General features: G+C 70.5%; 18 protein-coding genes. 6 read left to right on the forward strand and 12 right to left on the reverse strand.

What is annotated here, in order from left to right; all coding sequences use genetic code 11:
* The coding region (locus ABZ444_RS02615; RefSeq protein ID WP_357991635.1) for a DUF4277 domain-containing protein at nt 1-195 on the reverse strand (195 nt) is incomplete at its 3' end.
* A 229-nt stretch (nt 196-424) separates the two neighbouring features.
* Here ABZ444_RS02615 and ABZ444_RS02620 point away from each other — a divergent pair.
* From ABZ444_RS02620 to ABZ444_RS02630, 3 genes are all read left to right on the forward strand, one after another.
* Nucleotides 425-1219, forward strand: a complete 795-nt coding sequence (locus tag ABZ444_RS02620; protein ID WP_357991638.1) for a GNAT family N-acetyltransferase — start codon at nt 425-427, stop codon at nt 1217-1219.
* Between the two features lie 111 nt (nt 1220-1330).
* A complete protein-coding gene (locus tag ABZ444_RS02625) occupies nt 1331-1477 on the forward strand; it encodes a hypothetical protein (protein ID WP_357965514.1) in 147 nt (48 codons plus the stop codon).
* Between the two features lie 43 nt (nt 1478-1520).
* Entirely contained in the window at nt 1521-1664 is a 144-nt protein-coding gene (locus tag ABZ444_RS02630; RefSeq protein ID WP_357991641.1) for a hypothetical protein, read from the forward strand.
* Between the two features lie 33 nt (nt 1665-1697).
* Here the strand turns inward: ABZ444_RS02630 and ABZ444_RS02635 are convergent, their stop codons facing one another.
* Nucleotides 1698-2003, reverse strand: coding sequence for a hypothetical protein (locus tag ABZ444_RS02635; protein WP_357991644.1), 306 nt, complete (start codon nt 2001-2003; stop codon nt 1698-1700).
* Nucleotides 2004-2116: 113 nt separating this feature from the next.
* Nucleotides 2117-2869 (reverse strand): LysR family substrate-binding domain-containing protein, encoded by a 753-nt coding sequence (locus ABZ444_RS02640; RefSeq protein ID WP_357991647.1) that lies wholly within the window; start codon nt 2867-2869, stop codon nt 2117-2119.
* Nucleotides 2870-2922: 53 nt separating this feature from the next.
* Here ABZ444_RS02640 and ABZ444_RS02645 point away from each other — a divergent pair, with 53 nt between their 5' ends.
* Nucleotides 2923-3294 (forward strand): DUF5997 family protein, encoded by a 372-nt coding sequence (locus ABZ444_RS02645; protein WP_357991650.1) that lies wholly within the window; start codon nt 2923-2925, stop codon nt 3292-3294.
* 79 nt (nt 3295-3373) lie between these two features.
* Here ABZ444_RS02645 and ABZ444_RS02650 read toward each other — a convergent pair whose 3' ends face one another.
* The 7 genes from ABZ444_RS02650 to ABZ444_RS02680 form a co-directional block, all read right to left on the reverse strand.
* Nucleotides 3374-4738, reverse strand: coding sequence for a TrpB-like pyridoxal phosphate-dependent enzyme (locus ABZ444_RS02650; protein WP_357991653.1), 1365 nt, complete (start codon nt 4736-4738; stop codon nt 3374-3376).
* A gap of 34 nt (nt 4739-4772) precedes the next feature.
* Nucleotides 4773-5429 carry a transglutaminase-like domain-containing protein gene (locus tag ABZ444_RS02655; RefSeq protein ID WP_357991656.1) on the reverse strand — a complete coding sequence of 219 codons (657 nt, stop codon included), beginning with the start codon at nt 5427-5429 and terminating at the stop codon, nt 4773-4775.
* On the reverse strand, nt 5426-6592 hold the full coding sequence (locus ABZ444_RS02660) for an acyl-CoA dehydrogenase family protein (RefSeq protein ID WP_357965499.1): 1167 nt from the start codon (nt 6590-6592) through the stop codon (nt 5426-5428). Before ABZ444_RS02660 ends, ABZ444_RS02655 begins: the two co-directional genes overlap by 4 nt.
* Before the next feature lie 15 nt (nt 6593-6607).
* Nucleotides 6608-6982 carry an ectoine synthase gene (locus ABZ444_RS02665; protein ID WP_352323183.1) on the reverse strand — a complete coding sequence of 125 codons (375 nt, stop codon included), beginning with the start codon at nt 6980-6982 and terminating at the stop codon, nt 6608-6610.
* On the reverse strand, nt 6979-7248 hold the full coding sequence (locus ABZ444_RS02670; protein WP_357965495.1) for an acyl carrier protein: 270 nt from the start codon (nt 7246-7248) through the stop codon (nt 6979-6981). The genes ABZ444_RS02665 and ABZ444_RS02670 overlap by 4 nt, the downstream gene beginning before the upstream one ends.
* Before the next feature lie 75 nt (nt 7249-7323).
* The gene (locus ABZ444_RS02675; RefSeq protein WP_357991659.1) at nt 7324-8805 is read right to left on the reverse strand and encodes an AMP-binding protein; all 1482 of its coding nucleotides are present in this window, start codon (nt 8803-8805) and stop codon (nt 7324-7326) included.
* A 139-nt stretch (nt 8806-8944) separates the two neighbouring features.
* A complete protein-coding gene (locus ABZ444_RS02680) occupies nt 8945-10027 on the reverse strand; it encodes a DMT family transporter (RefSeq protein WP_357991662.1) in 1083 nt (360 codons plus the stop codon).
* 279 nt (nt 10028-10306) lie between these two features.
* On the opposite strand from ABZ444_RS02680, the gene ABZ444_RS02685 reads away from it, so the two are divergent.
* Both ABZ444_RS02685 and ABZ444_RS02690 read left to right on the forward strand, forming a co-directional pair.
* On the forward strand, nt 10307-10717 hold the full coding sequence (locus ABZ444_RS02685) for a hypothetical protein (protein ID WP_357991665.1): 411 nt from the start codon (nt 10307-10309) through the stop codon (nt 10715-10717).
* A 237-nt stretch (nt 10718-10954) separates the two neighbouring features.
* On the forward strand, nt 10955-12106 hold the full coding sequence (locus ABZ444_RS02690; protein WP_357991668.1) for a serine hydrolase domain-containing protein: 1152 nt from the start codon (nt 10955-10957) through the stop codon (nt 12104-12106).
* A gap of 57 nt (nt 12107-12163) precedes the next feature.
* Here the strand turns inward: ABZ444_RS02690 and ABZ444_RS02695 are convergent, their stop codons facing one another.
* Entirely contained in the window at nt 12164-12718 is a 555-nt protein-coding gene (locus ABZ444_RS02695; protein WP_357991671.1) for a DUF6624 domain-containing protein, read from the reverse strand.
* A 117-nt stretch (nt 12719-12835) separates the two neighbouring features.
* Entirely contained in the window at nt 12836-13594 is a 759-nt protein-coding gene (locus ABZ444_RS02700; protein ID WP_357991673.1) for a TipAS antibiotic-recognition domain-containing protein, read from the reverse strand.
* Nucleotides 13595-13599 lie beyond the last annotated feature (5 nt).

A 13599-nucleotide genomic window follows, 5' to 3' on the forward strand; every position in this document is an offset into this window, starting at 1 on the left:
CAGCCGGTTGGCCACCAGCACCTCGATCACCTGGCCATGGGTCAACTCCGCGACATCTCGCACCGGGCAGGCCGCATCCACCAACTCCCGGATCCGCAACCGCGAGCAGAACCCGGCGATGACCGGTAATGCTCCGAGCATCTTCTCGACACTGGCTTTGCCCCACTGCGCACGCTGTCTCACCAGCCAGGTCATACCGCGATGACGATCACCCCAGCAACCCAGCGATCTTCAAACCATCCAACGTGCGGAAAACGGGGCTAGCCGCTCTTCGATGGCTTGCCCGCTTCCCGATCGGGGCGCCACCGGTCACCACTACTGAGGGAAGCACAGTCGGGTACCGCAGGGAACGTACGGCCGGGAGGCCCGCGTCGTACCATCCGCTTGAGCCGCTGGTGGCGTCTTCTTGGGAAAGGGGCCGGTCGTGTCATCGCTCGAAGAGGCCGTGGAGTCCAGGGACCATCTCGTCGCCGTCTGGAGCGAGCTGGTACGGGACAGAGGCGGCCGGATCGGTACGGACGACGGCGTCGTGCACATGTGGGCCGACAGCCCCTTCGGCTTCTGGAACACCGTGACCCTGGCCGGTACGGGCATCCCGGCGGACGCGCTCGGCGAGCGGCTGGCACGCGCGGCGTCCTTCATGAGGGGCAGGTCCGAAAGCGGATATCTATGGATCTTCGAGGATCTGTTGAGCCTCCAGGCGCGGGAGAGCCTGTTCCGGCGCGCGGCCGAGGCCGGGCTGGAGCCGGCGTTCTCGGGCCGGGGCATGGCGGGCGATCTGTCCGTGCCCGAGCCGGATCATCCGGACCTGGAGTTCCGGCGGGTGGAGAACGAGGAGCAGCTCGCCGCGTACGGCGACATCAACGCACGCGCCTACGGCATGACGCCCGAGGCGGGCAGGCTCGCCCTGGCCGGCTCCGAACTGTGGCGCGGCGACGTGCACGCCTACCTCGGATACCGCGACGGACGGCCGGTGACCTGCGCCGCCACCGTCGCCGGGCCACGTTCGATCTTCCTGGCGCTGGTCGCCACCCTGCCGGCGGAGATGCGCAAGGGGTACGGCGAGGCCGTCACCCGCAAGGCGATCCACGAGGGCGGCAGGCGGAGCGGGCACCGGCGGCTGGTCCTCCACGCCACGCCGGCCGGGCAGCCTGTCTACGAACGCATCGGCTGCCGAGCCAACACGGCGATCCACTTCCTCCAGCTCGCCCCGGCCTGACAAGCCCCTCGGTCCGGGCCCGGTCAGGCGGACGTACGGGCGGTCATGCCTACATCGGATGATCACGGGTAGCGCTGTGCAACCACCCCAGCTACAGAAGTGGAAGCCGGCATGATCACTCTCATCCTGCTCATCCTCGCCCTGGCCTGCTTCGTCCTGTCCGCCTTCAACATCGGCGGCGCGCGCGTCAACCTGCTCGCACTCGGTCTGGCGCTCTGGGTGCTCAGCGAGCTCATCCCGAAGCTCGGCCAGCTCTGACCCCCAGCGGCTGAGACCACCCCCTACGGGCAGGAACACTCACATGGACGCCCTCACCATCGTCGCTCTGGTGGCACTTCTCGCCGGAATCCTGGTCGCCCTCACCCAGCGGGTGTGGCCCATCGCGTTGTTGTGCGGCGGGTTGTTCATGTCCGTGCTGGCGGACGCCGGTCTCATCGTCACGTAGGCGACGGAGACCGGCTGCCCTGCCTTCCCCGGTTCAGCAGTAGGTGATGCCGGTGACGGTGAACGGGATGTTGTGGTACGGCGTGTACTCCGACCGCTGGCCGGGGGAGACGCAGGGGCCGACCTCCGGCCACGAGCCCACCGTGGGGTCCGGATGGGTGACGCGGATGACCACGGCGTAGTTGCCGGAACCGCCGCTGCAGTACGCCCAGGCGGTCTTGCCGTCCCGGCCGGTGGTGCAGCCGGTCGGGGTGGCGTGGGCAGGGGAGGCGGCGCCGAAGAGGGCGACAGTGGTGAGGACGGTCGCGAGGGGGAGGGCCAAGTGCTTTCTCGCGCGCATGTGCTGACCTCCAGTGGGTCGTCAGGCAGTGCACTGTTAGGAAAGCTTCTTAAGAGAAAGTAGCCGCCCTGTCCCCGCCGTCAAGCCCCCGCCCGGTCGCCGGGACGCCGCCGTCAGCGGGGACGGTGACCCTTCTTCTTGCGGCTCGTCGGCGCGGCGCGGCGACCGGCGCGGTTCTGGGCGGGTTTGGGGGGCTGGCGTCGTGCCTGCTTCTCCTGGGGGGCGGCGGGGGCGGCGGGGGCGGCGGGGGCGGCGGGGGCACGGCCCCGGGAGCTGTTGACCGTGCGGCCGCGCACGATGCCGATGAAGTCCTCCACCAGGTCGGTGGTCGCGTCCGTGGGCCAGGCCAGGGCGACCTGGGACTGGGGCGCGTCCGTCACCGGGCGGTAGGTGAGGTCTTTGCGGTGGTGGAGGCGGGCCAGCGACTGGGGGACCAGGAGCAGGCCGGTGCCGGCGGCCACCATCTCGACCGCCTCGGCCGTGGTGGCGGGACGGGTGAAGGCCGGTTGCCCGGGCCGCGACGCCCACTCGATGGTGTCGTCGAGGGGGTGGAAGATGTCCTCCTCGGCCAGGTCGGCGAGGGTCACCTCGTCGGCGGCGGCCACAGCGTGGTCCTTCGGCACCATGACCACCGTGGTCTCGACGTAGAGGGGGATCGCGCTCAGGCCCTCGCGGTCGATCGGCAGCCTGACGAACGCGGCGTCGGCCCCGCCGCCCCGCAGGAGGGCCAGCGCCTCGGGGGTGGGGGCCGTGACCAGCGTGAGCGGCACGTCGGGCAGCCTCTCGGCCCAGACACCGGCCCACTTGGCGGGGGTCACGCCGGGCGCGTACGCCAGCCGGAAGTCTTCGCCGCTCTCGTCAGTCACGTCCTCAGGGTATCGATGTCGGGGACGCTGTCCCGACTGGCTAGGCTTGGGGCATGACCTCGTCCAAACCGAAGAGCATCCAGACGATGAAGCCCGAGACGGCGGCCAAGAAGCTGGGTGTCCTTCTCTCGGCCACGCCCGCGGAGTTCCAGGCGGGCGTCGTCTCCAGGGACGAGCTGAACGAGCTGCAGGCCAAGCCGCCCGCGTGGCTCGCCGACCTGCGGCGTAACGGGCCGCATCCCAAGCAGGTCGTCGCCGCCAAGCTCGGGGTGTCCATCTCGGGGCTGCTCAGGGCCGGGATCACCGAGCCGCTCACGACCGCCGAGATCGACGCGCTGAAGGCGGAGAACCCCGACTGGCTGGAGCGGGAGCGCACCGTCCAGGCAGACACCCGCAAGGAAGCCCTCCGGCTCAAGCAGCGCTAGCCGGCGCGTCGCCGTCGTCCCGGCGTCCCCGGCATGACGGCGCGGCCCGCCGGTGGGCGGGCCGCGCGTCACCGCCCGGTCAGGCGCGTGCCAGGTCAGGGATGCTGGACAGGCCGTGTTCGAGGTCCTCGTCCGTCGGCTCGTCGTCGGGCAGCAGCCCGGCCTGGAACTTCTCGTACGCGGCCATGTCGAAGTGCCCGTGCCCGGACAGCGCGATGAGGATCGCCTTCGACTGGCCCTGCTCGCGGCAGCGCAGCGCCTCGTCGATGGCGGCCCGCACCGCGTGCGCCGACTCGGGGGCGGGCACGATGCCCTCCTCGCGGGCGAACAGCACGCCTGCCTCGAAGCAGGCGGACTGCCGCACCGCGACCGCCTCCATCAGCCCGTTCTCCACGGCCCGGCTGATCAGCGGCGAGATGTCGTGGGCGCGCAGCCCCCCGGCGTGCACGGGCGGCGGCACGAACTTGTGGCCCAGCGTGTGCATCCGCGACAACGGGGTGAGCCGGGCCGCGTCGGAGTGGTCGTAGGCGATGCGGCCACGGGTCAGGGTGGGACAGGCGACCGGCTCGGCGGCGACGAGCCGGATCTCGCGCCCGCGGCGCAGCTTGTCGCGCAGGAACGGGATGCACATCCCGGCCAGGGTGCTGCCGCCGCCGCAGGGGCCGACCACGATGTCCGGGTAGTCCTCGGCGAGCTCCATCTGGAGCATCGCCTCCTGGCCGATGACGGTCTGGTGGGCGCACACGTGGTTGAGCGAGCTGCCGCGGGTGTAGCCCAGGTCGGGGTTGGCGTAGGCGACCTCCAGGGCCTCGGACTTGGCGATGCCGAGGCTGCCGGGGTGGTCGGGGTCCTCGGCCAGCACGGCCCGTCCGGCCGCGGTCAGCGGGCTGGGGCTGGAGTTGCAGACCGCGCCGTACGCCTCCATGAGGGCCCGGCGGTACGGCTTCTGCCGGTAGCTGACGCCCACCATGAACACCTGCGCGCTCAGCCCGAACATGGCCGCGGCCGAGGCGATCGAGCTGCCCCACTGGCCCGCGCCCGTCTCGGTGACCAGCCCCGTCTTGCCGATCTGCTTGTTGTAGTACGCCTGCGGCACCGCCGAGTTGGGCTTGAGGCTGCCGACCGGCGAGACGCCCTCGTACTTGTAGTAGATGCGGGCGGGGGTGTCGAGGGCGCGTTCGAGGCGGCGCGCCCGGTAGAGCGGGGTGGGCCGCCACTGGCGGTAGATGTCGCGTACCGGGCCGGGGATCTCGAACTCCGGCTCGGTGCTGAGCTCCTGGTCCACCAGGGGCTCGGCGATCGTCCTGCACAGCTCGGCCCGGGTGATCGCCGCGCCGGTGGCCGGGTCGAGGATGGGGGCCGGCTCGCCGAAGTCCGCGGCGATGTTCAGCCACGTGTACGGGATGTCGTCCTCGTTCAGGGTGTACTTGACGCGCTCGTTCAACGGATACCTCTCATAAGGACTTCGTCGATGGATGTCAGACGCCCGCTTCCGCGGTCAGCGAGCCCTTCACGGTCTGGTCCCGGCCGCCCAGCAGCCCGGGGTGGGACGTCCTGAAGCCCTCCAGGACCAGCTCGTAGGGGAAGTCGTCGAACTCGCCGTGCCAGTGCAGGAACTCCATGTGCCGCCGGCCTGACTCGTCGTGCGGGTGGTAGACGCTGTCGGCGGTGCCGTCGAACTCCAGGGGCTTCAGGCGGTACAGCCGGCACAACATCTTGTTGAACACGGGGGTGGCCTTCACCCAGCGGCCTTCGAGCTGGACGGAGACCAGGCCGTGGAAGCGGAACACGTCGCCGCCGACGAGCTCCTTGAGCCGTCCGGACGCCAGGTGGTTGCGCACGTCGGCGAACACCAGCCGGGACGGGATGCCGAGGGCACGGGCGGCGGCGGCGTACACCACCGACTTGTGCAGGCAGAAGCCGCTGCCCCGGGCGATGATCGTGCTGGCCCGCAGGCCGTCGCGGGACATGTCGATGTCGTAGACGTCGTACAGGATGGTGTCCCGCACCTTGTAGTAGAGGCGTACGGCCTGCTCGGTGGGGGTGGTGGCGCCCTCGACGGCCCGTTCGGCGAACTCGCGAACCACGGGGTGGCCGGCGTCCAGGAACTTCGTGGCGGCCAGGTCAGCGGTCATGTGTGTGACTCCTTGAGGCCGAGCATCCGGGCGATGCGGATCCGTTGCATCTCCGAGGTGCCGGAGTAGATGGTGCCGCCGACCGCGTCCCGGAGGTCCTTCTCCAGCCCGGTCCCGGTCAGGTAGCCGCTGCCGCCGAAGATCTGGATCGCGGCCAGCGCCGACCTGACGTTCGCCTCGCTGGTGACCACCTTGGCGATCGCGATGTCGGTGGCGACGTCCCGGCCGGCGGCGAAGCCGCGCGCGGCGTCGTACAACCAGCGCCGGGCGGTCTCCACGCCGATCTTCATGTCCACGATCTGGCCGGCGACCATCTGGAACGAGCCGATCGGCCGGCCGAACTGGCGGCGCCGGGAGGCGTGCTCGACGCAGCGGTCCAGCCGGTGCCGCATCGCGCCGGCCTGGACGATGAAGGAGCACAGGATCTCCCACCGCATCACGTGCTCCAGCACGGTGAAGCCCATGCCGGGCCGGCCCACCACGTTGCCGGCCGGCACCCGGCAGTCGCGCAGGGTCAGCTCGCCGAGCGGGGACGTGCGTAACCCCATCTTGGGCACGTCCGGGCCGGTCAGCAGGCCCGGGGTGTCCCGTTCGACCAGGAAGGCGGTCAGGCCGAACGGGCCCAGGTCGCGGTCGGTCACCGCGTAGACCACGATCAGGTCGGCGACCGGGCCGTTGGTCACGAACACCTTGTCCCCGTCGAGGATCCAGTCGTCGCCGTCCGGTTTGGCGGTCATGCCCATGCCCAGCACGTCGGACCCGCCCCCGGGGTCGGTGATCGCGTGCGCGGTGATCGTCGTGCCGGCGCAGATGCCGGGAAGGTGGCGGGCCTTCAGCTCGGGGCTGCCGAAGCGTTGCAGCGGGATCCCGGCGCTCACGATCTGCGTGCAGAGCGAGAAGCACAGCCCGCCGTCCCGGCAGCCCTCGCCGAGCCCCTCCAGGACGTACATGGTGCTGAGCAGGTCCAGGCCGCGGCCGCCCCATTCGGGGGAGAACGGCAGGCGCAGCAGCCCGGAGGCGCGCACCTGCTCCCACTGGTGCGCCGGCAGGCCGGCGGTCCGGTCGGCGTCCCGGTCGGCGTCCAGGTGGCCTTCGCCCAGCACCTCGTACCAGTCCGCGAACTCGGCCCTGAGCTCGCGGTGTGTGTCGCTCCACTCGTCCATGGGTGACCAGATCCGTCAGTAGTGGGAGAACTCAGCCTCAGCGAGCTGGTGCCGCTCGTCGCCCTGCAGCGCGGGGGAGAAGACGCAGATCAGCCGCAGGTCCTCGCCGGGGTCGGCGATCAGGTGGTGCGGGTCGTTCTGGTCGAGGGCGTACATGGTGCCCGGCTCCAGGACGTGCTGGCGGCCGTCGGCGTCGATCACGGCGCCCCGCCCGCTGATGCAGTAGCACGCCTCCAGGTGCTTGCGGTACTGGAGGGGGGAGCTGGTGCCGGCCCAGACGATCGTGTCGGTGAGCGAGTAGCCCATGCCGTCGCGCTCGACCAGGAAGCGGTGGCTCAGGCCGTTCCCCCACTCGACCGGCGTCACGTCAGAGATCTTGCGGATGATCATTGCAGTGTCCGTTCTGCTGGTGCTGATAATGCTTTTCCGACGAATTCACGAATGGCCGCCACGGTCCGGAAGTTCTCCGGGGCGATGTCGAGCTCGTCGACCGGGACGTCGAACCGGTCCTTGATCCAGCCGATGAGCTTCAACAGGCCCAGACTGCTGATGACCCCGTTACGGAAAAGGTCGTAGTCGGCCTCGAGTTCGTCGGGCGGAGTATCGGGGAGATACTCGGTCACCACGAATTCTTTAATCTGGAGTGTGATGTCCACGAAAGGCAGCATCACACGCGCGCGCACGCGGTCGCATCTCCGAGAATGCGCGTGCCCGCAATTGGCCTTTGCGTGTCAGCCGATGCGCTTTCGGTCCACCTTTCCGGTCGAGGTACGCGGGAACGGCTGCTCGACCAGCCTGATGGCGGACGGGATCGCGGCCCGCGGCAGCCGCATCGCGCAGTGCGTACGCAGGCGCAGCCCCGACAATCGCCCCGGCCCGGTCCCGCGGACGAACGCGGTGAGCCGGGTCTCGGCGCCGTCCACGGCCGGGACGACGGCGGCCTCCAGGACGTCGTCGTGCTCCAGCAGCACCCGCTCGATCTGCTCCAGGTTCACCCGGATGCCGCGCACCTTGAGCTGGAAGTCGTCCCGGCCGACGAGGAACAGCCGGCCGGCGGCGTCCCGGCGGACCAGGTCGCCGGTGCGGAAGAAGCGGCGGCCGTCCGGACCGGTCACGAACCTGCCGGTCGCCGCGGCCGGGTCCGGCGTCACGTACCCCTCGGTCTGGAAGGGCGTCCAGACCAGGAGCTCGGTGCCGCCGTCGTCCGGCGGGACGGGGGCCAGATCAGGGCCGAAGGCCACGACGACGCCGGGCAGCGGGCGGCCGATCGGCAGGGGGGCGGGCCCGGCCGCCTCGGCGGCGTCGAACTCGTGCCAGAAGCTGTCGTTGGTCTCGGTGCAGCCGTAGACGTTGTGCAGCCGGGCGCGCGGGAACCGGCGCGGCAGCCCGGCGCGCAGCGGGACCGGCGCGTGGTCGCCGGTGACGATGACGTGCCGCACGCCGGGGAAGACGCCCTCCTCCAGCAGCTGGTACAGCATGGGCACGCCCTGGACGACGGTGACCCCGCAGGCGGCGAAGAAGTCGCAGACGTAGCGCGGGTTGGCGGCCAGCGCGGGGTCGACCAGGGCGACGCATCCGCCGTGCCGCAGCGTGGCCCACACGTCCAGCAGGCACAGGTCGAAGTTGAGCGGCGCGTAGTTGAACACCACCTCGCCGGGGCCGAGGCCGAACGCGTCGCCGGCCCAGCCGGTGAACCGCGCCACCGCGCCCGCCGACAGCGGGACGATCTTCGGGGTGCCGGTCGAGCCGGACGTGGTCAGCATGAACGCGGTGTCCTGGCCGGCGACCGCCACCGGGTCGGGGAGCGCAGGCCCGCCGCTGTGCCCGCCGCTGTGCCCGCCGCCGTGCCCGCCGATCACGGCGGTGACCACGTCGGGGTGTTCGGCGGCGTCCTCGGGGGTGGCGGCCAGCACCTCGACGCAGCCCGCCCGTGCGCACAGCTCGCCGAGCGCGACCGCGCCGAGGTCGATCGGCGGCAGCAGCAGCGGACGCCCGGCCGCCAGGCAGCCGAGCACGAGCGCGACCGCCTGCGGCGATTTACGGGCGAGCACCGCGACCGGGCCCGGCGGAAAGGCGTCGAGTTCTTTCTGGGCCCGTCCGGCCATGGCGGCCAGTTCGGCGTAGCTGACTTTCTCCGTCCTGGTGCGCAGCGCCGGTGCGGACGGTTCTCTCTCGGCGTGCGCGATGAAATCGCGGAGCAGTTCTGTGGTCATCGGAAGGTCACCCATCGATTTCTTGGTTGCCGGATACCAATGATTTTCTTCGATGTGCGACCGCGGAATCGGGAATGCGGGCTTCAGCTAATTGCCCGCGTCCGGCAGCTTCCTGCAACGCCTCGACCACGAGAACGGGTCAGGACCGTACTTCCAGTTCTTCGGCCCGCTCCGGCGGGCCGGCCGCCGGAGCGTGCGGCTCCCTCTCTGCGCGGGTGGCCAGCACGCAGCCGCCCAGGATCAGCGCGAACGAGACGACGATCAGGGCGGTCAGCGGCTCGTCCAGGATCAGCACCCCGGCGACGATCGCCACCGCCGGGTTCATGTACGTCGACACCAGCGCCCGCGACGGCCCGGCCTCCTTGATGAGCTCCACGAACACCACGAACGCCAGCCCGGTGCAGACCACGCCGAGGCCGCCCAGCGCCGCCAGCACCTGCCAGCTCGGCATGGCGGACGGCCAGGTCCAGATCGCGGCGGGCGTGTAGACCAGCGCGGCCAGCGTCAGGCAGGCGGCGGTCAGCGGGATGGTGGGCAGGTCCCGCAGGTGCCGGTCGGCGACGAGCGGGGCGATCGAGTAGCAGAGCGCGGTCAGCAGCACCTCGCCCATCGCCCAGGCGTCCCCGCCGCCCAGGTGCGGCCCGGCCAGCACGGCGACGCCGGCCAGGCCGATCACCAGCCCGGTCCAGCGAGCCCTGCCGAGCCGTTCGCTGCCGCCGCTCAGGCGGGCCAGCGCCACGCCGAGAATGGGGGCCGCGGCGATCAGCAGGCCGCTGGTCGAGCTGGTCAGCCGCCGTTCGGCGTCCGACAGCAGCCACCAGGGCGCCAGGATCTCCAGGAAGGCGAACGCGATGACCGGCCGCCAGTACCGCCGGACCATCGCCAGCTGCCCGCCGCGGATCGCCAGCGGCAGCAGCAGCGCGGCGCCGATCGCGGTGCGCGCGAAGACCAGCACGGGTACCGGCACGCCGCCGACCGCGACCTTGATGAGGAGGTAGGGGATGCCCCAGATCACGGACATCAGGGCGAACAGCACCCAGCCACGGCGGCTCACATGCGTCTCCTTGGGGTCGAGATGGTCGGCCTGCTCATGAACGGCCTGCTCAGGCGAGGGGCGAGGGGCGGGGGGAGCGGCCGGCGGTGCGGCGGGAGGAGAGGGCGGGGCGGGAGCGGCGCCGGGGATGCGGGCCGGCGGCCTGCGGAAGACCGACGGCGAATCCATGAAAATCCTCCAGCCTATTCGCTGCCGCGCGACAATTCCCGCACGAAAGCATTTCTTCCCGAGAATCGCACGACGCCCGTGTCGCGGCTTCTTTCAACGTGCTCTTTCAGTGGACAATCGGCTCGACACCAAGGGATGCTTGACGAGCGACCGGAGTGCCGCCGATCGGTGTCCTCGCAGGTCAGTCGCGAAATCACCGGCCCTCGCCGGACGGCATCGGGCCGTTGGTCCCGCCGCGCCAAGCCGTGCACTGTCACCCTGAAACGGAGGGAAACCACCATGACCGATAAATCCCCCAATCCCGCGCTCCGGCAGCTCGACGTCCTCATCGGCACCTGGCGGGTCAGCAACGTCGAGGACGGCAAGGCGACCGACGCCGGCACCGTGCGCTTCGAATGGCTGGAGGGCGGCAACTTCCTCGTCCAGCACGTCGACCTGGTCGACACCAAGGCCGTGGAGTACATCGGCTACGACGAGGAGAGCAAGACCCTCAAGTCGCACCTCTTCGGCCAGTCCGCCGAGATCCTCAAGTACACCTGGGAGGTCAGCGGCGACACGCTGACCATCTGGTACGGCGACCAGGGCTCGCCCGCCCGCTTCGTCGGCAAGTTCAGCGAGAACGGCGACACCAACGCCGGTGCCTGGGAGTGGCCCGGCGGCGGCTACCAGTCGACGATGACCCGGGTCTAGCCCCGCTCGGCGCTCCGGCCCGGCGGCGAGGCCGCCGGGCTGCGGCCGGACGCGATCTGGCAGACCCTTGTCAAGGATGACCGAAAAATCCGTAAGATACGGGGCCTAATGGTACGGATGTGACTTGGGGGCCCTGACGTGACGCTGCTGTCCCGGCGAAACCTTCTCAAAACAGGCGCGATCGCTGTTCCGGCCGCGATCCTCGCGCCCGGAACAGCGGCCCGAGCGGCCAGACCCATGCCCGGGGTCGAGATGTCGGGCGTCGCGCCCGCCTCGCTCGCCGGTTTCGACAACCTGTTGAAGAAGTTCGTGCTGGACCGGCGGATCACCGCCGCGCAACTCGCCATCATGAAGAGCGGCAAGATCGTGCTCGCCCGGGGCTACCGCTACAACGACTTCTCCAGGGCGCTGCCCGCGGTCTCGCCGACGTCGTTGTTCCGGATCGCCAGCCTGAGCAAGAACATCACCTCCGCCGCGATCATGCGGCTGGTGCAGGACGGCAAGCTCAGCCTGTCGGCCAAGGTCACCCAGCTCCTCGGGCTCACCCCCCTCGACGAGCGCATGGGCGAGGTCACCGTGCTGCGCCTCATGCAGCACCTCGGCGGCTGGGACCGCGGCGTCTCCAAGGACCAGCTCTGGCTGGACCACACCATCTCCGCCGCGCTCGACGTGCCGCTGCCGATCAGCCACGCCGACATCGTCAAGTACGCCACCGCCCGGCGGCTCGACTTCGACCCCGGCAGCAAGATGGTCTACAGCAACTACGGCTACCTGCTGCTGGGCCGCGTGATCGAGAAGGTCTCCGGCATGTCGTACGAGTCGTACGTCAAGAGCAAGTTGCTCCAGCCGCTCGGCATCACCCGCATGCGGCTCGGCCGCAGCCTGCGCAGCGAGGCCGCGCCCGGCGAGATCGCCTACGAGTCGCAGTACACGAACAAGTCGGTGGTGGACGCCTCCGGCACCGTCGTCCCCTACCAGTACGGCGGCTTCAACATGCCCAACCAGGACGCCAACGGCGGCTGGCTCGCCTCCGCCGTCGACCTGGTCCGCTGGACCCTCGCCTTCGACAGGCCCGGCACGGTGCTGAGCTCGGCCTCGATCGCCAAGCTGGTCGCCAAGCCGGAGATCGGCGTCAACCAGTACGGGTCCTGGTACGGCGGCGGCTGGTGGGTGCGCCAGGTCACCGGCCACCTCAACACCTGGCACGACGGCTCGATGCCCGGCACGTACTCCTACCTGGCCCGGCTGCAGAACGGCTTCAGCTACGCGGTCGTGTTCAACCGCAGGGAGGAGACCGGGTCGCTCGACTTCGACACGCTCGACGACGACATGAACAAGGTCACCGTCTCCTCCTGGCCCACGACGGACCTGACGTCCCGCTACTTCTGAGCACGCCGCGAGGGCCGGGAAATCACCACGGCTGAGCACGTCGCGAGCTTCAGGTGCTCATTTCAGTGACTGGAGCTCCTTCAGGTAGTCCTTCAGCGGCTTGAGACCCACCTCCGCGCGCCGTTCGTCGACCCGCGCCTCGTCCTTCGGGGTGCGGGGTCGCCATTCGCCCTCGGGGGTGGTCTCCCACTGCGTCCCGTACACCTGGGGCTTCTTCTCCGCCACCCGCACCCGGTCCACCAGGTAGGCCAGCTCGGACGGGTCGGCGTCGCCGTCGTCCACCGCCCGCCGCATCATCTCCAAGCCCCGGCGCTGGAACGCCAGATCGCGGTCGGCGTGCTGGACGAGCGTCCACGCCGCCTGCGCGCCGTCCTTGCCGACCAGCGCGAACCCCGGCCAGCCGTACGCGTCGAGGATCTGCCGCATGCGTTCGGTGTTGGCCTTCTCGATCCGGTCCCAGTCCTCCTGACTGGCCTCCGGGGTGCGTAACTCCTGGTCCGCCTTGAGCATCTTCAACAGTTCGGCCCGCAGCGCGGGGTTCCTGGGGGCGTCGTCACCGCACGCCGTGACCATGAGGAACGCCGCGAACAGCCACAGGGACAGGACCCGCATGCCCTCGATCATCCCTCCGCCCGTCCAGGGACGCGAGGGATGACCGCTCACATCCGGGTACGCGGGCACGCGTGCAGCGCGTCCTACATCCGGGTACGCGTACGCCTGCGACGCGTCCTACATCCGGGTACGCGCGTACGCCTGCAACGCGTCGCGGACGAACCTCGCCCCGGCGGCGTCCTCGTACATGGCGGCGAACCTGGGGTCGTCGACGTACATGTCGCCGAGGCAGCTCACCATCTCGATCGAGCGCTCCCGGTCACCCTCGGCCGTGGGCGTGCCCGGGATCTGGCTCAGCCACCGCACGTGCCGGGCGGCCAGCGACTGGGCGCGGTCGGAGGTGGGGGAGACCCCGGCCCGCACCGCGGCGACCCACGCGGCGACCAGGTCCTCGGCGGCCCGCCTCCAGGCCCGCTGCTGGTCGAGCGTCTTGCCGTGCCACCAGTCGTTGCTCACCTGGAACGCGCGCTCGCCCCAGCGTGCGATCACGTCGTCCTTGTAGTGGTCGTTGAACCCGGCCAGCATGACGTCCATCCGCGGTTCCGCCCCCGCCAGCAGGGCGTCCAGCGCGTGACGCACGGACCTGATCTGCCGGTCGATGCGGTCGCGCTCCTCCTCCAGCGCGGCGATGTGGGCGCGCAGCCCGTCGCCCGCGTCCACCTCCTCGGCCAGGACCTCGGCGATGGCCGGCAGGCCCATGCCGAGCCGGCGCAGGAGCAGGATCCGCTGCAACCGGAGGACCGCGGTGGAGTCGTAGTGGCGGTAGCCGTTCGCGCCCACCCGGGACGGGGCCAGGAGCCCGACGCTGTCGTAGTGCCGCAGGGTGCGGCTGCTGACGCCGGCCCTGGCCGCGAGCTCCTGGATCGTCCACTCCATCGTTC

This window comes from Nonomuraea sp. NPDC005730 (genome assembly GCF_040630865.1).
Taxonomy (GTDB): Bacteria; Actinomycetota; Actinomycetes; order Streptosporangiales; family Streptosporangiaceae; genus Nonomuraea.

Coding starts and splice junctions, on each gene's coding strand:
- ABZ444_RS02700 (WP_357991673.1), bottom strand. CDS start 13,594: ATGGAGTGGACGATCCAGGAGCTCGCGGCCAGGGCCGGCGTCAGCAGC.
- ABZ444_RS02690 (WP_357991668.1), top strand. CDS start 10,955: ATGCCCGGGGTCGAGATGTCGGGCGTCGCGCCCGCCTCGCTCGCCGGT.
- ABZ444_RS02655 (WP_357991656.1), bottom strand. CDS start 5,429: ATGACCGCTGACCTGGCCGCCACGAAGTTCCTGGACGCCGGCCACCCC.
- ABZ444_RS02630 (WP_357991641.1), top strand. CDS start 1,521: ATGGACGCCCTCACCATCGTCGCTCTGGTGGCACTTCTCGCCGGAATC.
- ABZ444_RS02695 (WP_357991671.1), bottom strand. CDS start 12,718: ATGCGGGTCCTGTCCCTGTGGCTGTTCGCGGCGTTCCTCATGGTCACG.
- ABZ444_RS02635 (WP_357991644.1), bottom strand. CDS start 2,003: ATGCGCGCGAGAAAGCACTTGGCCCTCCCCCTCGCGACCGTCCTCACC.
- ABZ444_RS02660 (WP_357965499.1), bottom strand. CDS start 6,592: ATGGACGAGTGGAGCGACACACACCGCGAGCTCAGGGCCGAGTTCGCG.
- ABZ444_RS02645 (WP_357991650.1), top strand. CDS start 2,923: ATGACCTCGTCCAAACCGAAGAGCATCCAGACGATGAAGCCCGAGACG.
- ABZ444_RS02685 (WP_357991665.1), top strand. CDS start 10,307: ATGACCGATAAATCCCCCAATCCCGCGCTCCGGCAGCTCGACGTCCTC.
- ABZ444_RS02625 (WP_357965514.1), top strand. CDS start 1,331: ATGATCACTCTCATCCTGCTCATCCTCGCCCTGGCCTGCTTCGTCCTG.
- ABZ444_RS02665 (WP_352323183.1), bottom strand. CDS start 6,982: ATGATCATCCGCAAGATCTCTGACGTGACGCCGGTCGAGTGGGGGAAC.
- ABZ444_RS02680 (WP_357991662.1), bottom strand. CDS start 10,027: ATGGATTCGCCGTCGGTCTTCCGCAGGCCGCCGGCCCGCATCCCCGGC.
- ABZ444_RS02675 (WP_357991659.1), bottom strand. CDS start 8,805: ATGACCACAGAACTGCTCCGCGATTTCATCGCGCACGCCGAGAGAGAA.